This window comes from Pseudomonas sp. B21-035, from assembly GCF_024748945.1.
In the GTDB taxonomy this organism is placed as follows: domain Bacteria; phylum Pseudomonadota; class Gammaproteobacteria; order Pseudomonadales; family Pseudomonadaceae; genus Aquipseudomonas.
The window spans coordinates 1,349,415-1,368,521 of sequence record NZ_CP087179.1; the positions used below are offsets into that span (position 1 = coordinate 1,349,415).

Here is a 19,107-nt window from a genome sequence, read left to right on the forward strand (position 1 = left end):
ATGGACCCGATCACAGCACTGTCCGCCCGCCTGGGCGAGCACTTGCGCCGTTTCAACGCCCAGGTGAGCACTGCAGAGTCTTGCACCGGCGGCGGCATCGCCGAGGCCATAACGCGCATTCCCGGCAGCTCGGCCTGGTTCGAGGCCGGGTACGTGACCTACTCCAACAGCCAGAAGAGCCGCCAGCTGGCGGTGCCCGAGGGGTTGTTCGCGCAAGTCGGGGCGGTCAGCCAGGAAGTGGTCGAGGCCATGGTCCGTGGCGCCCAGGCGGCCAGCGGCGCGCGGTTTGCCGTGGCGGTCAGCGGCGTGGCCGGGCCCGACGGTGGCTCGCCGGCAAAACCGGTGGGTACCGTATGGCTGGCCTGGGCCGATGGCAGCCATGTCAGCAGCGAGCGCCGGCACTTCGATGGCGACCGCGATGCGGTGCGCCGACAAACGGTAATCGCCGCGCTAGAGGGCTTGTTACACCTTGGTGCAGAGTAAATCGCACATCGGGGGTAGGCGGGAACAAAACCCTGTGGAATAATACTGGCTACTTATACAGGTGTTCTGGCCGTCAGGCCCTATCGATTACGTGAGGACTTCAATGGACGACAACAAGAAGCGCGCCTTGGCTGCGGCCCTGGGGCAAATCGAGCGTCAATTCGGTAAAGGCGCGGTCATGCGCATGGGCGACCACGAGCGCCAGGCGATTCCGGCCATTTCCACCGGCTCCCTGGGCCTGGACATTGCCCTGGGCATTGGCGGTCTGCCAAAAGGTCGTATCGTCGAAATCTACGGCCCTGAGTCGTCGGGTAAAACCACCCTGACCCTGTCGGTGATTGCCCAGGCACAGAAAGCCGGCGCTACCTGTGCCTTCGTCGACGCCGAGCACGCCCTGGACCCGGAATACGCCGGCAAGCTGGGCGTCAATGTCGACGACCTGCTGGTCTCGCAGCCGGATACCGGTGAACAGGCCCTGGAAATCACCGACATGCTGGTGCGCTCCAACGCCGTTGACGTGATCATCGTCGACTCCGTGGCGGCGCTGGTACCCAAGGCCGAGATCGAAGGCGAAATGGGTGACATGCACGTGGGCCTGCAGGCTCGCCTGATGTCCCAGGCGCTGCGTAAAATCACCGGTAACATCAAGAACGCCAACTGCCTGGTGATCTTCATCAACCAGATCCGCATGAAGATCGGCGTGATGTTCGGCAGCCCGGAAACCACCACCGGTGGTAACGCGCTGAAGTTCTACGCTTCGGTCCGTCTCGACATCCGCCGTACCGGCGCGGTGAAGGAAGGCGACGAAGTCGTTGGTAGCGAAACCCGGGTCAAAATCGTCAAGAACAAGGTGGCGCCGCCATTCCGTCAGGCTGAATTCCAGATCCTCTACGGCAAGGGCATCTACCGCAACGGCGAGATCATTGACCTCGGCGTGCTGCACGGCTTCCTGGAAAAATCCGGTGCCTGGTACAGCTACCAGGGCAGCAAGATCGGTCAGGGCAAGGCCAACTCAGCCAAGTTCCTCCAGGAGAACCCGGAAATCGCCGCGACGCTCGAGAAGCAGATCCGCGACAAGCTGCTCAATGCCGGCGCCGTTGAAGCGGCTGGCAAGGCTGCAGCGGTTAACGCCGAGCCTGAAGACGAAACCGAAGCTGAAGCCGGCTACTGATCGTCCCCATGTCCGCCGTACTCGATACCCCCGTCGCCGTAAGGCGGACAGCCATGGACCTGCTCGCACGTCGCGAGCACGGTCGAGTCGAGCTGACGCGCAAGTTGCGTCAGCGCGGCGCCCCTGCCGAATTGATTGACCAGGAACTCGACCGTTTGACGGAAGAAGGCCTGCTCAGCGAAGCCCGTTACCTGGAAAGTTTCATTAGCTACCGTTCACGCTCGGGCTACGGCCCTGCGCGTATTCGTGAGGAGCTGGGCCAGCGCGGGCTGCACCGCGGTGACATCGACCAGGCACTGCGTGAATGCGGGGTGGACTGGTCGGCGCTGTTGCAGGATGTCTGGCAGCGCAAGTTTGCCGGTCATTTGCCTGTCGATCCGCGCAGCCGCGCCCAGCAAACCCGTTTTCTGGTTTACCGTGGTTTTTCCATGGAATCGGTCGGCCGCCTGTTGAGCGGCCGAGGGCTGGACGACTGACGGCTCAGGTGACTTTCAATGCTTCCCGTGCCCGCTGGGTAGTGTGCATGGGCTCTGGCTTGGCCCAGTTCTCCGACAGGTTGATGAAGTCGACCAACTCGCGCAGGCGCCCCTGATCGCGCCCGTTGAAGGCGAAGGCCAGGCGGGTCAAATGACTGAAGCGCGCCTCGTCATGCTGTTCGCCGCCATAGGCGTGTTGATGGAAATTGCCGCTCAGGCGCAAGTCCGCAAATCCCTCCTGCAAGTCAAACAGCGCGGCTTCACTAAGCGGATGCTGCATGCGAATCACAAACTGGTTCTTCAGCCAGCGGCTGGAGTGGTAGTTGCTATAGAACTGGTTGATTTCTTCCACTGCCTCGTCGGCGCTGTACACCAGGCGCAGCAGTTTCATGTCGCTGGGCAGGATGTAGCGGTTCTCTTCCAGTTGGCGAGTAATAAAGTTCAGCGCCTCCTGCCAGAAGCTGCCGCCGGGCGAGTCCAGTAGCACCACTGGCACCAGCGGGCTTTTGCCGGTCTGGATCAGGGTCAGTACTTCCAGTGCTTCATCCAGGGTGCCGAAGCCGCCCGGGCACAGCACCAGGGCATCGGCTTCCTTGACGAAGAACAGCTTGCGAATGAAGAAGAAGTGGAACGGCAGCAACTTGTCGGTGCCGTCCACCGTGGGGTTTGCGTGTTGCTCGAACGGCAGAGTGATGTTGAAGCCCAGGCTGTGTTCCACCCCGGCGCCTTCATGGGCGGCAGCCATGATCCCGCCACCGGCGCCGGTGATGACCATCAGGTCGGAACGGGCCAGAGTCGCCCCCAGTTCCCGGGCCAGGGCATACATCGGGTGTTCGATCGGCGTGCGGGCCGAGCCAAACACCGTAACCTTGCGTCGGCCTTTGTACTGTTCGAGGGTACGAAAGGCGTGATCGAGTTCGCGCAGGGCCTGCAGGGTAATCTTGGCGTTCCAGCGGTTGCGGTCGTCATGGGCCATGCGCAGGACGGTCAGCATCATGTCGCGGTACAGCGGCAGGTTGGGGCTGTTGGGCGCAACCAGGTTCAGTTGTTCTTCGATCTTGCTCAGGTCGATTCCATTGTTGCTGAAGTGACTCGATAGCAGTTCATTCGGTTGGTAAGGCATTCAAGCGTCTCCTTCTGCAGCAAAACCTCTGACCGGGCGGCAATGGGCTGCCCGGCCGCGACACTGCATGTGTCGCTGGCTGCCGTGGCTCGAGTGTGACCCCCGAGCATTGCAGTAGACCTGCAAGGTCTCAGTGCAGTGGTAATGGGTCCATACAACTTATTGTTCTTCATGGCTTCGGGTGCAGCGCAAGGCATCCATGGGCAACCCCCTTTGCTTGCCCAAAAATTACAGGGTGGTTGCTATCAATCTAGACCCTGGCGCGTGTTTATGCCGAATGATCCGCGCAGTATCGCGCCGCAGTGGAACCGCTCGTCAGCTGGGATCCAATCATTGTGAGGGTCTGGTTAACTGAAGCTCAGAGCGAGTCAGCGCGATGCAGGGAGGCTGCAGCATGCAACGGCTTAACCTTGAGCTCGACGAGCAGCTATTCCAGTTGCTTCAGAGCGCGGCGCAGGCCAACAACCTGAGCCTTGAACAGGAGTGCCTGCGACGGCTGGGGGGAGGGGAGCGGCACTCGCGGTACATCCAGGCCCTGGTGGCCGAACTGCGCGCCGATGAAAAACAGCGGCGCGACAGGGAGCGGGTTGCCTAAGGCCGTTACTTCTTGAGCTTCAGGCCGCAGCTGGCGGCGTTGAAGGCCTGTTCGCTGACCGGGCGGTTGGTCTTGTACTCGGTGAAGCGATAGGTCAGCACCGCGCCTTTTTCCATCAGCAGGCGATAACCGGTGTTCTTGCACACGCTGTCACCCAGTTGGCTGCGTACCCGGTTGGGGTCGGCCTGCATCTTTTGCGCATGGCTTGGCAGCACGCTCAGGTGGTTGATCAGTTGCTTGCCTTCGACGGTGTAGCCCTGGTCGAGGATGTCTTCGTTGATCGCCCGCGGCGTGCCGACGCTGCTTTGCGTGGCAACTTTTTGCAGCATCCGGCTCAGCTCGTACTCCTGCTTGGACGCGGCATTGGCCGCCAGGGGCAGGGCGAGCAACAGGCTCAGGGACGGGACGATGAAACGCAGCATGAATCTCTCCTGGTTCGGTAACTGGCAATTGGACCAACAACGGCGCACGGTGTTCCGTCACGGCGCAACGGCAAGGCCAGCGGGTAGCGACAGGTGGAAGATTATAAGGAGTCGCTGCTTTAGCTGCACGGCAAATCCAGTCTACCCGTAGGCAGGCTCTGATAAACTGCCCGGGATTTCCGTCTTGCCGAGTCCGTGCAGTGCCATCCCTTTATTGCCCACGTTGTGCCCAGTCATGAGCCATGCCGTATCGCGCCTGCGCGCCGAGCGCCTGGCGCGCAGTGTCAAACCCTTCGTTGCCCGTGGTTCGCGGGCGCCGCGCTGCCCGCAGTGCCGGGTGATCCCCAGTTATTGCCTGTGCGCCTGGCGCCCGCAAGTACCGGCTGATTCGGGCATCTGCCTGCTGATGCATGACACCGAGCCACTCAAGCCGACCAACACCGGCTGGCTGATCGCCGACCTGATCGCCGACACCTCCGCCTTTGGCTGGCAGCGTACGGTGGTCGACGAGACTTTGCTGGCCTTGCTCGAGCAGCCGCACTGGCAGCCGTACATTGTTTTCCCTGGCGAGTTCGTCGAGCCAGGGCGGGTGGTCAACGAGGTGCAGCGGGTACCGGGCAAGCGCCCGCTGTTCATCCTGCTGGACGCCACCTGGACCGAAGCGCGCAAGATGTTTCGCAAAAGCCCGTACTTGAACCGCTTCCCGGTCCTGAGCCTGCAGCCCGAGCAGATTTCGCGCTACCGCCTGCGTCGCTCCAAGCGCGACGATCACTTCTGCACCGCCGAAGTGGCCGCCATGTGCCTGGAGCTGGCCGGTGATCAACGTGCGGCCGAGGCGCTGGATGCCTACCTGGACGTGTTCACCACCCATTACCTGAGTGCCAAGCATCAACTGCCACTGGATGACCAGGACACCGTGCACCAGCGTTTGCATACCTTCCTATAGTACAAGGGGCAGGCGCGGCACTTTGCGGCATAATGGGCAGATTGGTGGCCAGGGTGGGCGAGCAGGGCGGGTATTGAGCTTGACCACCCGGTCCTGGCTCGGCATCCTTGGCGCCGATTCGAGCACGACGATGGCTTGAAACGCTGTTTTTCCTGGCCTCGATGTGCCGTTTGGGCAGACGGCGTTGCCGTCGCCTCGAGTTGCCCGCCAGGCGCCTATTCTTCCTTTCCTGCGCCTGCACAGAACAGGATCATTAGATCGATGGCCACATACGAAATCCTGATTGCCGATGACCACCCGCTATTTCGCAGCGCACTGCGCCAGGCCGTTACCCTGGGCCTGGGCCCGGATGTACGCCTGGTCGAGGTGGCAAGCATCGCCGAACTGGAAACCCGCCTGACCGAAAAAGCCGACTGGGACCTGGTGCTGCTGGACCTGAACATGCCGGGCGCCTACGGCTTCTCCGGGCTGGTGTTGCTGCGCGGGCAGTACCCGCAGATTCCGGTGGTGATGGTCTCGGCTCAGGAAGAAGCCGCGGTCGTGGTCAAGTCCCGCGAATTCGGCGCCAGTGGCTTCATTCCCAAATCAAGCCCGCTGGAAGTGATTCAGGACGCAGTGCAGAAGGTTCTCGATGGCGAGGTCTGGTGGCCGCCGCAGGCGTTCGAAAAAGTCGATGTGTCCGCTGAGGCCAAGGCCGCCAGTGAAGGGCTTGCCAGCCTGACGCCGCAACAGTTCCGGGTTTTGACCATGGTCTGCGAAGGGCTGCTGAACAAGCAGATTGCCTACGAACTGAGCGTGTCGGAAGCGACCATCAAGGCCCATGTGACGGCGATTTTCCGTAAGCTGGGCGTGCGGACCCGGACCCAGGCCGCTTTGTTGCTGCAACAACTGGAATCGGTTTCGGCCACTTAAGGCCATTGGCCTTCACGCTTTTTTGACTGTACCTACACTAGGCTGCAGCGTTTTCAGTGGATGAAGTGACCTTCTATGTCGTCGCCTTTCAAGGGCCAGACCGGCCTTAAACGTATTTTCAACGCCGCCGGCTATTCGTTCGATGGCCTGCGTGCTGCGTTCACCGGTGAGGCAGCGTTCCGTCAGCTGGTGCTGCTCAACGTTGTGTTGATTCCGGTGGCCTTCTGGCTGGATGTCAGCCGTGCCGAGCGGGCGATCCTGATCGCCGTGTGCTTGCTGGGGCTGATCGTCGAATTGCTCAATTCGGCGGTGGAGGCGGCGATCGACCGCATTTCCCTCGATCGCCACCCGTTGTCGAAGAACGCCAAGGACATGGGCAGTGCCGCCCAGTTCGTGGCCTTGAGCATGGTTGGCCTGACCTGGGCGGTGATCCTGCTTTAAGCGATGGTCGGCAGGACGATCTCGTCGCTGCGGCTGACGCCTGCGGTAAAGCTGCGGCACAGTTCGAGAAACTCGCGCATGGCGGAGGTCTGGTACTTCTGCTTGTGCCAGATGAAGAAGAACTGCCGGGCCAGGTCCAGTTCGGGGGTTTCCACCGGCACCAGGCTGCCGCGGCGAAATGCGTCGCGCAGGGCCAGGCGCGAGATGCAACCAATGCCCAGGCCCGACTCGACCGCGCGCTTGATCGCCTCGGTGTGTTCCAGCTCCAGGCGTATGTTGAGGCTGGAGCGGTGGTGACGCATGGCCTGATCGAAGGTCAGGCGGGTGCCCGAGCCCTGTTCACGCAGGATCCAGGCCTCATGGGTGAGTTCTTCCATGCTCGCCTGGCCGCGTTTGGCCAAGGGGTGCTGCGGCGCGCAGAACACCACCAGCTCGTCCTCGACCCACGGCTGCACTTCCAGGTCCGGGTGGTTGCAGTCGCCTTCAATTAGACCCAGATCAATTTCGTAATGGGCAACCTGTTGCACGATATGCGCAGTGTTCTGTACATGCAGCTTCACCTGGCTCTCCGGGTGGATCTGCATGAAGCTGCCGATCAGCAGGGTGGCCAGGTAGTTGCCGATGGTCAGGGTCGCGCCCACCGCCAGCGAGCCGAAACCGGACTTGCCGTTGAGCAGGTCCTCGATTTCCTTGGCCTGGTCGAGCAGGGCCACCGCCTGGGGCAGCAGTTGATGGCCCAGGGCGTTGAGGCTCAGGCGTTTACCGGCGCGGTCGAACAGCTGGCAGCTGGACTGGCGCTCAAGTTCGGTGATCGATGTACTGGCGGCCGATTGCGATAACGCCAGTATTCCGGCGGCCCGCGAGACGCTTTGGTACTGGGCCACGGCAACGAACACCTGGAGCTGACGAAGGGTAAATCGCATATCTATATAACCGATAAGACATATCTTGATAATTCATTTAACAGATATTGTCGCTGGCACTAAACTATTGCGCAATCGCGCTCTCGCTTAGCGCCGCGTTTTTCTTCAGGAGCCCGTACATGAGCAACATGAACCACGAACGTGTCCTCAGTGTTCACCACTGGAACGACACCCTGTTCAGCTTCAAGTGCACCCGCGATCCGGGCCTGCGCTTCGAGAACGGTCAGTTCGTGATGATCGGCCTGCAACAGCCAAACGGCCGCCCGCTCATGCGCGCCTATTCGATTGCCAGCCCGAACTGGGAAGAGCATCTGGAGTTCTTCAGCATCAAGGTGCCGGACGGCCCGCTGACCTCCCAGTTGCAGCACCTGAAGGAAGGCGATGAAATCATCATCAGCAAGAAGCCTACCGGCACCCTGGTACTCGACGACCTGAACCCGGGCAAGCACCTGTACCTGCTCAGCACCGGCACTGGCCTGGCGCCGTTCATGAGCGTCATCCAGGACCCGGAAACCTACGAGCGCTTCGAAAAAGTCATCCTGGTCCACGGCGTGCGCTACGTCAACGAAGTCGCCTACCGCGAATTCATCACCGAGCACCTGCCGCAGAACGAGTTCTTCGGTGAAGCGCTGCGTGACAAGCTGATCTACTACCCGACCGTGACCCGCGAGCCGTTCGAGAACCAGGGCCGCCTGACCGACCTGATGCGCAGCGGCAAGCTGTTCAGCGACATCGGCCTGCCGCCGATCAACCCGCAGGACGACCGCGCGATGATCTGCGGTAGCCCGAGCATGCTCGACGAGACCAGCGAAGTGCTCGACAGCTTCGGCCTGAAGATCTCGGCGCGTATGCGTGAGCCGGGTGATTACCTGATCGAGCGTGCATTCGTCGAGAAGTAAGACATTGAATACAAAAAAAGCAGGCTTCGGCCTGCTTTTTTTGTGTCTATAGATCCAGCACCACTTCCAGCAGCCGGATCTGATCCGGTTGCGGGTAGTGCCAGCGCACCTGCACATCCCAGAACCTAACCCCGTACACGCGCTCGGGCGGCGGTACCTGGTAGGCCGGGCGCGGGTCCTGGGCCAGGCATTGTTCGATCAGCTCCACCAGCGGCTCGGCCAGGCGCAAGGCGTGCTCGCGGGCCTGGGGCAGGGCAGTATCGCTCCAGCTCACGGCAATCGGCGCAGGTGGCGCGTCAGCCATCTGGTTGGTCGCGTCGGCCACGGCATCGGCGTAGGGCACGTAAGGCTTGATATCCAATACCGGGGTGCCATCAAGCAGGTCGATGCCCGACAGCCACAAGCGGCCGGCTTCGACCTTCTCCAGTCTGACCACCGACTGACCGATGCCATTGGGCCGGTGGGTGGCACGGGTGGCAAACACCCCCATGGACTTGTTGCCCCCCAGCCGAGGCGGGCGCACCTTCAGCCGCGGTTTGTCTTCCAGCGCCTGGTGGAACAGGAACAGCAGCCAGACATGGCTGACCTGCTCAAGGCCGGCAACGGCCTCGCCGTTGTCGTAGGGTGGCAGCAGCTCCAGCACGCCACGGGCGGCCGGCGCCAGTTGCGGCTGACGCGGAATGGCGAACTTTTCCTTGAAGCAGGAGCGCACGTGGCCGATGGGAGCAACGCTGTAGTTCATCGTCGGCTCAGCCACGAACCCGCAGGGTCAGGCCCTTGAGGAAGTTGCGCAGCAACTGGTCGCCGCACGGGCGGTAGTTGTTGTGCCCGACCTTGCGGAACAGGGCGCTGAGCTCTGGCTTGGACACCGGGAAGTCGGCGGCCTTGAGAATCGCGTGCAGGTCGTCCTCTTTAAGCTCGAAGGCCACGCGCAGCTTCTTCATGACGATGTTGTTGGTCACCGGCAGTTCGACCGGCAGCGGCGCACGGCTGTCGTCCTTGCCGCGCTTGAAGATCACCAGGCCATCGAGGAAATGGGCGATGACTTCATCGGGGCAGCGCACAAAGCCTTCCTCTTCTTCCTTCTTGAGGTAGGTAGCGATATCGGCGGTGGATACTTCGAAGCCGCTCAGCTTGATGATATCGGTGAGCTTGGCGTCGTTGACGTCCAGCAGGTAGCGCAGGCTGCGCAGTACATCGTTGTGAATCATGGGGACAATCCTGTTCAGGGGCGCCGCCTGGGTGGCGGCGCCGTGTTGCTTAGAATTTTTCGCTGGCTGCCAGGTAGCGCCACTGGCCCAGCGGCAGCTTGCTCATGGCGACGCCACCGAGGCGGATGCGGCGCATGCTCACCGGGGTGACGCCGACGCTGCGGCAGAGCAGGTCGATGAGCCCGGCAGGCGGGTTTTTCAGGACCATGCGCAGGCGCGTCTCGTTCTGCCAGCTGGCCTTGATCTTCGGCAGCTCGTTGCCTTTCCAGGTGAAGCCGCGGTTCAGCCGCTCCAGGCCGTGGGCGATCATTTCGCCAGTGACTTCGACGATGTATTCCTGCTCGAGCTTGGTCAGGTCGGCATCGAGCTTGCGGGTCACGCGCCAGTCCTGGGTGAACACTTGCAGGCCGCTGGCGCCTTCTTGCAGCGGCGCGGCGCAGCTCAGGCGGGCGAAGTGGCCCTTGAGCGGGCGACGGCTGTAGCTGTGCTCCGGCGAGAGGCTGTCGGCGCTGATGCTGGCGCAGGCGGCATCGACGTCGAGCCCGGCGGGCTGGTTGAGCAGCAGGGTGACCGGCTCCAGGGCTTCGGCCTTGGCGCCCTGGCGCAGTTCGACCTTGTGATCGGTGACTTTGAATTGCGGCTCGTCGATCACGGTGCCGTTCACCGTGACCCAGCCGCCCTCGATGTACAGCTCGGCCTCGCGCCGGGAGCAACCGACCAGTTCGATAAGGCGTTTGGAAAGGCGAATGGGTTCAGACATGACGACAGCCGTAGACACAGGGAAAGGTGCCTATTGTAACTGCCTGGACGGGCTTGGGGCCGGTAACATTCGTCGATCCGGCCATTAATCTGCGCTTTCGCGGCATTTCAGAGGGGATTACACAAGCCTTCAGTCGGTGCGGACAGACTGCGTACGAATTAGCCTCATGTGAAGTAGGGGGTAGGGCTGGCCCATGCCGTCCGTTTCTGAGCGGCCGACCACTTCAAAGCCCTGGCGCAGGTAGAAGCCCAGGGCCTGGGCATTCTGTTCGTTGACGTCCAGTTGCTCGGCGTGCAGCTCGTCGATGGCCACCCGCAGCAGCCTTGCGCCCAGGCCCTGGCCGCGCGCCTCGGGGTCGATGAAGAGCATCTCCACCCGTCCGCCAGCGACCCCGGCAAAGCCGCGGATGCGCTGGCTGGCGTCCTTGCAGCAAATCAGCATTACCGCGTCCAGGTACTGGCTCAGTAGCAGCTCACGCAGCAGGCAGATGTAGCTGTCGGGGAGAAAGTCGTGGGTGGCGCGCACGGACGTTTCCCACACCCGCGCCAGCTCCGGGTAGTCGCGCAGGCTGGGTGTCTGCACGGTCATGTGCCTGCGCATTACGATGGTCTCCTCGTGGCGATTGAGGAAACGATAGTTGCAAAAAAAAGCCCCGCCATCGCTGGCAGGGCATTTTTTTATTGGCGCCGGATCAGATCGGTTCGGCCCACATATCGTACTCGTCGGCGTCGGTCACCCGGCAGCGAACGGTGTCGCCCGGCTTGAAGCCGTGGTTGCCATCGATGAACACGTTGCCGTCGATTTCCGGAGCATCGAAGAAGCTGCGGCCGACCGAGCCTTCGTCTTCGACTTCATCGATCAGCACGTCGATTTCCTTGCCGATGCGCAGTTGCAGGCGGGCGGTGCTGATCGCCTGCTGGTGGGCCATGAAGCGATCCCAGCGCTCCTGCTTGATGTCGTCCGGCACTTCGTCCAGGCCCAGGTCGTTGGCCGGGGCGCCTTCGACCGGCGAATACTGGAAGCAGCCGACGCGATCGAGCTGGGCTTCGGTCAGCCAGTCGAGCAGGTACTGGAAGTCTTCTTCGGTTTCACCTGGGAAGCCGACGATGAAGGTCGAACGGATCACCAGTTGCGGGCACTGCTCGCGCCAGTTCTTGATGCGCGCCAGGGTGCGGTCTTCGAACGCCGGGCGTTTCATCGACTTGAGCACTTTCGGGCTGGCGTGCTGGAACGGGATGTCCAGGTACGGCAGGATCTTGCCGGCCGCCATCAGCGGGATCACGTCGTCGACGTTCGGGTACGGGTACACATAGTGCAGGCGCACCCAGGCGCCGAGGCTGCTCAGCGCTTCGCACAGCTCGAGCATGCGCGTCTTGACCGGGCGGCCGTTCCAGAAGTCAGTCTTGTACTTGACGTCGACGCCGTAGGCGCTGGTGTCCTGGGAGATCACCAGGATTTCCTTGACCCCGGCCTTGACCAGGCGCTCGGCCTCGCTCAGCACTTCGCCGACCGGGCGGCTGACCAGCTTGCCGCGCATCGACGGGATGATGCAGAAGCTGCAGCTGTGGTTGCAGCCTTCGGAAATCTTCAGGTAGGCGTAGTGGCGCGGGGTCAGCTTGACGCCCTGTGGCGGCACCAGGTCGATCAGCGGGTTATGGTCCTGGCGCGGCGGCACGACTTCGTGCACGGCATTGACCACCTGCTCGTACTGCTGCGGGCCGGTTACCGAGAGCACGCTGGGGTGCACGTCACGGATGCTGCCTTCCTCGACACCCATGCAGCCGGTGACGATGACCTTGCCGTTTTCCTTGATGGCTTCGCCAATCACTTCCAGGGACTCGGCCTTGGCGCTGTCGATGAAGCCGCAGGTGTTGACCACCACTACGTCGGCGTCCTCGTAGGTGGGCACGACTTCATAACCTTCCATGCGCAGCTGGGTCAGGATGCGCTCGGAATCGACCAGGGCCTTGGGGCAACCCAGGGAAACGAAGCCGACCTTGGGCGTGGTGGGCGTAGGAGTGGTGGACATGGCTAACCTCGGTATTGAAGGGCTTGCCTGGCCGGGCCGGCGGGCAAACCTGATGGGCGCTTTGGGCGCCTCTGATCAAAAAGTGCGCAATTCTAGCGAGCGCAAAGTCACTTGACCAGCAGAAATACGACGAACGCTCAGCTATGCTTCGCGGCAGTGTGCCTGTGTCTGGTGCAAGGGGCCTGGTGGCGGGAGTGATGGATGGTTCAGGCAAGTAGTCAGGCCGATTCCGGGCATTCGGTGGCAAAGCCGTTGAGCCTGCTGGTGGCAGCGGTCGGAGTGGTTTACGGCGATATTGGCACCAGCCCGTTGTATACCCTCAAGGAGGTGTTTTCGGGCGGTTACGGCGTACCGGTCAATCACGATGGGGTACTGGGCATCCTCGGCCTGATTTTCTGGTCGCTGATCTGGGTGGTGACGATCAAGTACGTGGTGTTCATCCTGCGCGCCGACAACCAGGGCGAGGGCGGCATCATGGCTTTGACGGCGTTGGCCCGGCGCGCCTCGGCGCCGTACCCAAGCTCAAGGCGCTGATGGTCGGCTGCGGCCTGATCGGCGCGGCGCTGTTCTACGGCGACAGCATGATCACCCCGGCGATTTCGGTATTGTCGGCGGTAGAGGGCCTGGAGCTGGCCTTCGACGGCATCGACCACTGGGTGATACCGGTGGCGTTGATCGTGCTGGTGGCGCTGTTCCTGATCCAGAAGCATGGCACGGCGCGCATTGGCATCCTCTTTGGTCCGGTGATGGTCACCTGGTTCGTGGTGCTCGGCGCTCTGGGCGTGCATGGCATCGCCCAGAGCCCGGAGGTGCTCAAGGCTTTCAACCCGGTGTGGGCGGTGCGCTTCTTTATTGTTCACCCGGGCATGGGCGTAGCGATTCTTGGCGCCGTGGTGCTGGCCCTGACCGGCGCCGAAGCGCTGTATGCCGACATGGGCCATTTTGGCCGCAAACCCATTGCCCGCGCCTGGTTTGCCCTGGTGCTGCCGGCGCTGGTGCTCAACTATTTCGGCCAGGGCGCGCTGTTGCTGCAAAACCCGGAGGCAGCGCGCAACCCGTTCTATCTGCTGGCGCCGAACTGGGCGTTGATACCGTTGGTCGGTTTGTCCACCCTGGCCACGGTGATTGCCTCCCAGGCGGTGATTTCCGGGGCCTTCTCCCTGACCCGCCAGGCCATTCAGCTTGGCTATGTCCCGCGCATGCAAATCCAGCACACCTCCAGTGACGAACAGGGGCAGATCTATATAGGTGCGGTGAACTGGTCGCTGATGGTCGGGGTGATCCTGCTGGTGCTGGGCTTCGAGTCTTCCGGGGCGCTGGCCTCGGCCTATGGCGTGGCAGTGACTGGCACCATGTTGATGACCACGCTGCTGGTGTCGACAGTGATGTTGTTGCTGTGGAAATGGCCGCCGCTGCTGGCGGTGCCGATTTTGCTGGGATTTCTCTTTGTCGATGGCCTGTTCTTTGCCGCCAACGTGCCGAAAATCGTTCAGGGCGGGGCTTTTCCGGTGCTGGCGGGGATTGTCCTGTTTGTCTTGATGACCACCTGGAAGCGCGGCAAGCAGATTCTGGTCGAGCGCCTGGACGAAGGCAGCCTGCCGTTGCCGCTGTTCATCAGCAGCATTCGCGTGCAGCCGCCGCATCGGGTCGAAGGCACGGCGGTGTTTCTCACCGCACGGGCGGATGCCGTGCCTCACGCGTTGTTGCATAACATGCTGCACAACCAGGTGCTGCACTCGCAGGTGGTGCTGTTGACCGTGGTCAGCGAGGACACCCCGCGGGTGCCGGCGCAGCAGCGCTTCGAGGTCGAGGCGTATGGCGAGGGTTTCTACCGGGTGCTGTTGCACTTTGGCTTCATGGATGAGCCGGATGTGCCGGCGGCATTGAAGCTCTGTCACCTGGAAGGGCTGGATTTCAGCCCGATGCGCACGACCTATTTCCTCAGCCGCGAAACGGTGATCCCGTCGCGGCTGGTGGGCATGTCGCGCTGGCGGGGGCTGCTGTTTGCCTTTTTGCTGAAGAATGCCAACGGCAACCTGAGGTTTTTCAACTTGCCGTTGAACCGGGTGATCGAACTTGGCACTCAGGTAGAGATATAGGTAGCTTGCAGCTGCGCGCCGGAGGCGCGCTTCAATCCTGCTCGGCGACGCTGGTCTTGCCCTGGCGGTTCTCGATATCGCCGATCAGGCGCTTGGCCAGCGCCGGGTAGTTCTCGTCGAAGTGATGTCCGCCAGGCAGCTTCAGGCGCTCGCCGACTGCAGTATGGTCGGTACAGCCGCTCTCGTCGGCCTCTTCCTCGCCATACACGCAGACCACTTTGGACGCTGGCAGCCTGGCCATCTCCGGCCCGGTCGGTGCCTCTTTGCCAGCATTGCCCAACCAGCCCTCGACTTCGATCTCGAAGCTGCCGCTGCGGGCAAAGGCCAGCAGTATCACCGCATCGATGCGCTTCTGGTCTTCGGCCGGCAAGCGGTTGTAGATCGCCGGCAAGACGTCGGCGCCGAACGAGTAGCCGGTCAGCACGAAACGCTTGGTGCCCCATTTCTGCCGGTAGTGCTGCATCAGCTCGGAGAGGTCGATGGCGCTTTGTTCCGGGGTCTTGTGCTGCCAGTAGTAGCGCAGGGTGTCGATGCCCACCACCGGATAGCCGAGCTTGGCCATCTCGCCGGCGACGTCGCGGTCCAGGTCGCGCCAACCGCCATCGCCCGAGAGAAACAGGGTGACGGTGTCGGTGGTTTGCCCGGCAGGTACTTCGACCACCGGGATGCTCATGGCGTTGCCGTCCTCACCCACCAGTGCCTGGGTCAGTTGCGCCTTGAGTACCTGCGGCAGGTGGATGTCGTAATCGCTGATGCTGGTTTCGGCATTGGCCTGGTCGCGCACGAAGGCGGCGCTGGCGTCATCCGGGTTGTCGTTCCAGGCCACGCTCCAGTGGCCGTGGGCGGCGGACTTGGGCAGCGGCGTGGCGCAGCCGGGTTGTTCGAGGTTGAAGTCCACCGAGATGGCCAGGGCCTTGTCATCGCTCTGGCTGGCCAGCCAGCTCCAGGCCTGGGCTGCGCCCGGGCCGATACCGGCTACCAGGGTCGGCGCGCCCTTGAGTTGCTGCATGGCTTGCTGCAGCGCCTGTTGCTGCTTGTTGCAATCGGCTGGCGGCAGGACCACCTGGACCATCTGCGCCTCGCCGCTCTGGCTCAGGTCGAGCAGTTGCTTGTCGCTCAGGGCCTGGTCCGGGGGCACGGCGATGACCACGCGGGCCTTGGCCCGGGTGCCGGGGTTGACCCGGACCAGGCTGCTGCCATCGGCCAGGCTCAGGTGCTCAAGGGAGGCTTCGGGGGCCGGCCGGGTCCACAGCCAGAAGCCAAGGGCGGCAGCCAGCAAGGCCAGCAGCAGGGGAACCAGCAGGTACAGCCAGTAGCGTCGAATCATCAGCGTTTCACCAATCCAGTCAGGCCGCCCGCGATCAGGGCGGCGGTGTCGGCCAGTGCCACCAGCGGATCGAGTCCGGCCGGCACGGCCATGTAGCGAGGTTCCCAGTCCGGTTGGAACTTGTCCTTGAAGCGGCGCAGGCCCTGGAAGTTGTAGAGCTGCTCGCCGCGCTGGAACACCATCGAGCCCAGGCGCTGGGTCAGCGGTGCGCCGCGCCGTGGTTGCAGCCCGGAGAGTGGCACCATGCCCAGGCTGAAGCGCCCATAGCCGTGCTGCTTATAGTGTTGGATCAGGCCGATCATCATGAATTCCATGGTCAGCTTGGGCGCCTGCGGGTGGGCGCGCATCAGGTCGAGGCTGGCCAGCTCCAGGCTGCGGGTTTCCAGGAGGTTGGCAAAGGCGACCGGGCGCCCTTCGAAACGGATCAGGGCAATCCGGAAGTGCTGCAGGTACTCCGGGCTGAAACGGCCGAGGGAGAAGCCTTTCTCGCGCACGTTCTTGCCAGTGAGCCAGGCGTCGGAGATGGTCTTGAGTTCTTCCAGCGGAGCCTGCCCCGGCTCGTGCACTTCCAGGCTCAGGCCGTCGCGGCCGCCGCGGTTCCAGGTGTAGCGCAGGTCTTTCATCTCCTTGCCCTTGGCTTCTAGGTCAAAGCGCTTGAGGTCGACCCGGGCTTCTTCGCCCAGTTTGATCGCGGTCAGGCCGATGTCCATATAGAAGGGCAGGTTCTCGGCCCGAACCTGGTAGAACACCGGGCGGGCATGGTGTACATCGCACAGGTCGCGGAACTGCCAGATCATTTCGGCGCGCTCGTGGGCCGGGCCGATCGGGTCGTACAGCGCCACCAGGCTGCGGCCGCGACGTGCATACATAAGGAAGGCATCGTCGTTGGGGTGGAACAGCAAGGCTTTGTCGCCAGTCAGGGCCAGGCCGCCGTCGGGTTGGTCGGAGGCTTGCAGGATGGCGTTGGCGCGTTGCAGCTCGTCGGCGCTGGGCAGGTGAATAACCGGGCGCGCGGTGCGCAGCAGCCAGGTCAGGGCGACGATCACCAGCAGTACCGCGCTGCCCAGGGCCGAGCGCAAGCCGCGTGGGGCATCGGCGTCGAGGGTGAATTGCCACCACAGCTGATGGCTGTAGGGCACATCCTGATAGGCAAACAGCAGCAGCCACACCGAAGCGCCCAGTACACAGGCGCTGGCCGCCAGGTAAACCGGCGAGAACGGCAGTTCGAGCAAGCGGCTGGGGCGATAGAAGGAACGGCGGAACACCGCCAGCAGGCAGGCGGTGAAGGTCAGGATGCTGGCTTCTTCCCAGTCGAAACCTTTGAGCAGCGAGAGCAGGGCGCCGACCAGCAGCAGGACGGTGGTCAGGATCCAGGCAGCCGACAGGCGCCGGCGCAGGCCCTGGGCCAGCAGCAGGCAGAGGACGCCAATCAGGCTGGCGCCGAAGTGCGACGCGTCGATCAGCCGGTGCGGTACGAGGAAGCCCAGATGCTCCAGGCGCTCGTCGATTTCCGGGGTGGCGCCGGAAAACAGCAGCACCACGCCGGAGAGAAACACCAGCACCGCCAGCACCGGGGCTGCGAGCCCGGAAGCGGCCCTGATCGCTTGCTGGGCAAACAGCAGGCGCTTGGCTTCGCTGGCCAGCAGCAGGACGCAGGCCAGCAGCAGTGGCAGCACCACATAGATCAGGCGATAAAGCAGCAACGCGGCGGCCAGTGGCGCGGCGCCGAGCTTGTCGGCAAAGGCCGCCAGCAGGATCGCCTCGAACACCCCGACGCCACCAGGCACATGGCTGAGCACCCCGGCCGCCAGCGCCAGCAGGTAGACCAGCAAGAAGGCACCAAACGGCGGCGCCTCGGGCAGCAGCAGGTACAGCACGGTGGCGGCAGCGGCTACGTCCAGGGCAGTAATGAGCAGTTGCAGCAGGGTCAGGCGTGCGCCCGGCAAGCGCAGAGTACGCCGGCCTACTTGTACCAGCAGGTTGTCAGCCTGGGGTTGTTCGGGCAGGCGACGACGATAAAGGCCATAGACCAGTGCGCCGCTCAAGCTAAGTACCGCCAGGGCGACCGCTGCCAGCAACGCAGGCGCCAGGTGCAAGGCTGAAGCTGCAGCCGGCAAGTTGCTCAAGGTCGCCAGGGCGGCGAGCGGCGGCAACGCGCAGCCGAGGGAAAGGCTGGCAAACAGGGTCATGCGCGCCACTTCGGCGGCGCCGATGCCATGGCGCGCATACAGGCGATAGCGTACCGAGCCACCGGACAGCAGCGACAGGCCAATGGCATTGCCGATGGCAAAGGCGCTGAAGCCGCCCATTACCAGGGTGCGAGCCGGTAGCTGGACGCCGGCATAGCGGCTGGCCGACCACTCGTACCCCAGCAGGATGACGAAGCCGGCCACCGTCGCCAGCAGTGCGCCGGCCAATGCTGGCGGCGGCACGCTGAGCAGCGAATCATGCAGGGCATAGATGTCCAGCTCGCTGAGCAGGTGACGGCAGGCGATCAGGGCGACAGCGAACAGCAGCAAGGTCACGCCCAGGCCGATGGGCTGGCGGTACTTGCTCAGGCGTTCGAGCCAGCGCAGGCGTTGCTCGGCATTGGGTAATGCGGCGGTCACAGGGGCTTGTGTTTCAGGCGTCTGGGTGCGCATCAGCCACCTCGTGGCTTGCGCAGGGGAAGCAGGGTGTATCCGGTCAAAGTACCAATCCCTTTGGAAGCGTAATGTCCGATATGATCGGGCCGCTGAGCACCTTGAGGATAGTTAAAGAAGTTTCATATTGCCTGAGCGGCGAAGGGCGTTCAGGGGGCGGGCTGATTAGCTGGAAGGCAGACGCAAAAAAGGCCACTTTTTTCAAAGTGGCCTTTTCTGTTGTTTGGTTGCGGGAGCCGGATTTGAACCGACGACCTTCGGGTTATGAGCCCGACGAGCTACCAGACTGCTCCATCCCGCGTCTGTGGGGCGGATTCTACAGCGTTGAGCTTGGCTGTCAACGCTTAATTGTTGATTTACAATAAAAAATTACCCGGAGCTTTATTTCGGGCAAAGAAAAAGGCCACTCGTGAGAGTGGCCTTTCCTGAATCTGGTTGCGGGAGCCGGATTTGAACCGACGACCTTCGGGTTATGAGCCCGACGAGCTACCAGGCTGCTCCATCCCGCGCCTGTGAGATGAGATTCTACAGTTTTGCCCGGGGCTGTCAATAGCCTGTTTGCAGAAATCCTTTCTCCTTCAATCGCTTAGCGCCGCTGAAAAGGGCTGCAAGGCAGCAAGGGCGGGCCTTGCAGAGGTTCCGGGGGGG

General features: G+C 62.7%; 18 protein-coding genes, 2 tRNA genes and 1 pseudogene. 9 read left to right on the plus strand and 12 right to left on the minus strand.

Going from position 1 to position 19,107, the window contains the following annotated elements:
- The 3 genes from LOY22_RS06125 to recX all read left to right on the plus strand — a co-directional run bounded on the left by LOY22_RS06125 (position 1) and on the right by recX (position 2,130).
- Positions 1-483 carry a CinA family protein gene (locus LOY22_RS06125; protein ID WP_045193569.1) on the plus strand — a complete coding sequence of 161 codons (483 nt, stop codon included), beginning with the start codon at positions 1-3 and terminating at the stop codon, positions 481-483.
- A gap of 103 nt (positions 484-586) precedes the next feature.
- Positions 587-1,654: a recombinase RecA gene (gene recA, locus LOY22_RS06130; protein ID WP_093386547.1), complete on the plus strand. Its 1,068-nt coding sequence runs from the start codon at positions 587-589 to the stop codon at positions 1,652-1,654.
- A gap of 8 nt (positions 1,655-1,662) precedes the next feature.
- Complete coding sequence (gene recX / locus LOY22_RS06135) at positions 1,663-2,130, plus strand: recombination regulator RecX (RefSeq protein ID WP_258596843.1); 468 nt, start codon at positions 1,663-1,665, stop codon at positions 2,128-2,130.
- Between the two features lie 4 nt (positions 2,131-2,134).
- On the opposite strand, the gene LOY22_RS06140 is transcribed toward recX, so the two are convergent.
- Positions 2,135-3,253, minus strand: a complete 1,119-nt coding sequence (locus LOY22_RS06140) for an LOG family protein (protein WP_045193566.1) — start codon at positions 3,251-3,253, stop codon at positions 2,135-2,137.
- Between the two features lie 394 nt (positions 3,254-3,647).
- Here LOY22_RS06140 and LOY22_RS06145 point away from each other — a divergent pair, with 394 nt between their 5' ends.
- Positions 3,648-3,848: a hypothetical protein gene (locus tag LOY22_RS06145; protein WP_093386538.1), complete on the plus strand. Its 201-nt coding sequence runs from the start codon at positions 3,648-3,650 to the stop codon at positions 3,846-3,848.
- A gap of 5 nt (positions 3,849-3,853) precedes the next feature.
- On the opposite strand, the gene LOY22_RS06150 is transcribed toward LOY22_RS06145, so the two are convergent.
- On the minus strand, positions 3,854-4,270 hold the full coding sequence (locus LOY22_RS06150) for a quorum-sensing-regulated virulence factor family protein (RefSeq protein ID WP_045193564.1): 417 nt from the start codon (positions 4,268-4,270) through the stop codon (positions 3,854-3,856).
- Positions 4,271-4,505: 235 nt separating this feature from the next.
- Between LOY22_RS06150 and LOY22_RS06155 the strand changes: the two genes are divergently transcribed.
- The 3 genes from LOY22_RS06155 (at position 4,506) to LOY22_RS06165 (ending at position 6,569) form a co-directional block, all read left to right on the plus strand.
- On the plus strand, positions 4,506-5,216 hold the full coding sequence (locus LOY22_RS06155) for a tRNA-uridine aminocarboxypropyltransferase (protein WP_258596846.1): 711 nt from the start codon (positions 4,506-4,508) through the stop codon (positions 5,214-5,216).
- A gap of 261 nt (positions 5,217-5,477) precedes the next feature.
- Positions 5,478-6,128 (plus strand): response regulator transcription factor ErdR, encoded by a 651-nt coding sequence (gene erdR, locus LOY22_RS06160; RefSeq protein WP_093386534.1) that lies wholly within the window; start codon positions 5,478-5,480, stop codon positions 6,126-6,128.
- Positions 6,129-6,203: 75 nt separating this feature from the next.
- On the plus strand, positions 6,204-6,569 hold the full coding sequence (locus LOY22_RS06165) for a diacylglycerol kinase (protein WP_038996675.1): 366 nt from the start codon (positions 6,204-6,206) through the stop codon (positions 6,567-6,569).
- Here the strand turns inward: LOY22_RS06165 and LOY22_RS06170 are convergent.
- On the minus strand, positions 6,566-7,492 hold the full coding sequence (locus LOY22_RS06170; protein WP_045193561.1) for a LysR family transcriptional regulator: 927 nt from the start codon (positions 7,490-7,492) through the stop codon (positions 6,566-6,568). The two genes, LOY22_RS06165 and LOY22_RS06170, sit on opposite strands and share 4 nt — an antisense overlap.
- A gap of 119 nt (positions 7,493-7,611) precedes the next feature.
- Here LOY22_RS06170 and fpr point away from each other — a divergent pair, with 119 nt between their 5' ends.
- A complete protein-coding gene (gene fpr / locus LOY22_RS06175) occupies positions 7,612-8,391 on the plus strand; it encodes a ferredoxin-NADP reductase (RefSeq protein ID WP_003222277.1) in 780 nt (259 codons plus the stop codon).
- 46 nt (positions 8,392-8,437) lie between these two features.
- On the opposite strand, the gene tsaA is transcribed toward fpr, so the two are convergent.
- From tsaA to rimO, 5 genes are all read right to left on the minus strand, one after another.
- Positions 8,438-9,133, minus strand: a complete 696-nt coding sequence (gene tsaA, locus LOY22_RS06180; protein WP_258596849.1) for a tRNA (N6-threonylcarbamoyladenosine(37)-N6)-methyltransferase TrmO — start codon at positions 9,131-9,133, stop codon at positions 8,438-8,440.
- A gap of 7 nt (positions 9,134-9,140) precedes the next feature.
- Positions 9,141-9,602, minus strand: coding sequence for a DUF1456 family protein (locus LOY22_RS06185; RefSeq protein WP_045193558.1), 462 nt, complete (start codon positions 9,600-9,602; stop codon positions 9,141-9,143).
- 49 nt (positions 9,603-9,651) lie between these two features.
- A complete protein-coding gene (locus LOY22_RS06190; protein ID WP_093386526.1) occupies positions 9,652-10,362 on the minus strand; it encodes an rRNA pseudouridine synthase in 711 nt (236 codons plus the stop codon).
- A 129-nt stretch (positions 10,363-10,491) separates the two neighbouring features.
- Complete coding sequence (locus LOY22_RS06195; RefSeq protein ID WP_093386521.1) at positions 10,492-10,962, minus strand: GNAT family N-acetyltransferase; 471 nt, start codon at positions 10,960-10,962, stop codon at positions 10,492-10,494.
- A gap of 91 nt (positions 10,963-11,053) precedes the next feature.
- Positions 11,054-12,391, minus strand: a complete 1,338-nt coding sequence (gene rimO, locus LOY22_RS06200) for a 30S ribosomal protein S12 methylthiotransferase RimO (RefSeq protein WP_045193555.1) — start codon at positions 12,389-12,391, stop codon at positions 11,054-11,056.
- Positions 12,392-12,592: 201 nt separating this feature from the next.
- On the opposite strand from rimO, the pseudogene LOY22_RS06205 reads away from it, so the two are divergent.
- Positions 12,593-14,490 (plus strand): annotated as a pseudogene (locus LOY22_RS06205) (potassium transporter Kup).
- A 31-nt stretch (positions 14,491-14,521) separates the two neighbouring features.
- Here the strand turns inward: LOY22_RS06205 and LOY22_RS06210 are convergent.
- The 4 genes from LOY22_RS06210 to LOY22_RS06225 form a co-directional block, all read right to left on the minus strand.
- Positions 14,522-15,817 carry a virulence factor family protein gene (locus tag LOY22_RS06210; protein ID WP_093386516.1) on the minus strand — a complete coding sequence of 432 codons (1,296 nt, stop codon included), beginning with the start codon at positions 15,815-15,817 and terminating at the stop codon, positions 14,522-14,524.
- Entirely contained in the window at positions 15,817-18,459 is a 2,643-nt protein-coding gene (gene mprF, locus LOY22_RS06215) for a bifunctional lysylphosphatidylglycerol flippase/synthetase MprF (protein WP_093386512.1), read from the minus strand. The genes LOY22_RS06210 and mprF overlap by 1 nt, the downstream gene beginning before the upstream one ends.
- A gap of 224 nt (positions 18,460-18,683) precedes the next feature.
- Positions 18,684-18,760: transfer RNA gene (locus LOY22_RS06220), tRNA-Met, on the minus strand.
- A 131-nt stretch (positions 18,761-18,891) separates the two neighbouring features.
- A tRNA-Met gene (locus tag LOY22_RS06225) sits at positions 18,892-18,968 on the minus strand.
- Between the last annotated feature and the right edge of the window lie 139 nt (positions 18,969-19,107).

Bases quoted from the DNA above. Each gene is read 5' to 3' on its own strand.
- LOY22_RS06125 (WP_045193569.1), top strand. From the start codon at position 1: ATGGACCCGATCACAGCACTGTCCGCCCGCCTGGGCGAGCACTTGCGC.
- recA (WP_093386547.1), top strand. From the start codon at position 587: ATGGACGACAACAAGAAGCGCGCCTTGGCTGCGGCCCTGGGGCAAATC.
- recX (WP_258596843.1), top strand. From the start codon at position 1,663: ATGTCCGCCGTACTCGATACCCCCGTCGCCGTAAGGCGGACAGCCATG.
- LOY22_RS06140 (WP_045193566.1), bottom strand. From the start codon at position 3,253: ATGCCTTACCAACCGAATGAACTGCTATCGAGTCACTTCAGCAACAAT.
- LOY22_RS06145 (WP_093386538.1), top strand. From the start codon at position 3,648: ATGCAACGGCTTAACCTTGAGCTCGACGAGCAGCTATTCCAGTTGCTT.
- LOY22_RS06150 (WP_045193564.1), bottom strand. From the start codon at position 4,270: ATGCTGCGTTTCATCGTCCCGTCCCTGAGCCTGTTGCTCGCCCTGCCC.
- LOY22_RS06155 (WP_258596846.1), top strand. From the start codon at position 4,506: ATGAGCCATGCCGTATCGCGCCTGCGCGCCGAGCGCCTGGCGCGCAGT.
- erdR (WP_093386534.1), top strand. From the start codon at position 5,478: ATGGCCACATACGAAATCCTGATTGCCGATGACCACCCGCTATTTCGC.
- LOY22_RS06165 (WP_038996675.1), top strand. From the start codon at position 6,204: ATGTCGTCGCCTTTCAAGGGCCAGACCGGCCTTAAACGTATTTTCAAC.
- LOY22_RS06170 (WP_045193561.1), bottom strand. From the start codon at position 7,492: ATGCGATTTACCCTTCGTCAGCTCCAGGTGTTCGTTGCCGTGGCCCAG.
- fpr (WP_003222277.1), top strand. From the start codon at position 7,612: ATGAGCAACATGAACCACGAACGTGTCCTCAGTGTTCACCACTGGAAC.
- tsaA (WP_258596849.1), bottom strand. From the start codon at position 9,133: ATGAACTACAGCGTTGCTCCCATCGGCCACGTGCGCTCCTGCTTCAAG.
- LOY22_RS06185 (WP_045193558.1), bottom strand. From the start codon at position 9,602: ATGATTCACAACGATGTACTGCGCAGCCTGCGCTACCTGCTGGACGTC.
- LOY22_RS06190 (WP_093386526.1), bottom strand. From the start codon at position 10,362: ATGTCTGAACCCATTCGCCTTTCCAAACGCCTTATCGAACTGGTCGGT.
- LOY22_RS06195 (WP_093386521.1), bottom strand. From the start codon at position 10,962: ATGCGCAGGCACATGACCGTGCAGACACCCAGCCTGCGCGACTACCCG.
- rimO (WP_045193555.1), bottom strand. From the start codon at position 12,391: ATGTCCACCACTCCTACGCCCACCACGCCCAAGGTCGGCTTCGTTTCC.
- LOY22_RS06210 (WP_093386516.1), bottom strand. From the start codon at position 15,817: ATGATTCGACGCTACTGGCTGTACCTGCTGGTTCCCCTGCTGCTGGCC.
- mprF (WP_093386512.1), bottom strand. From the start codon at position 18,459: ATGCGCACCCAGACGCCTGAAACACAAGCCCCTGTGACCGCCGCATTA.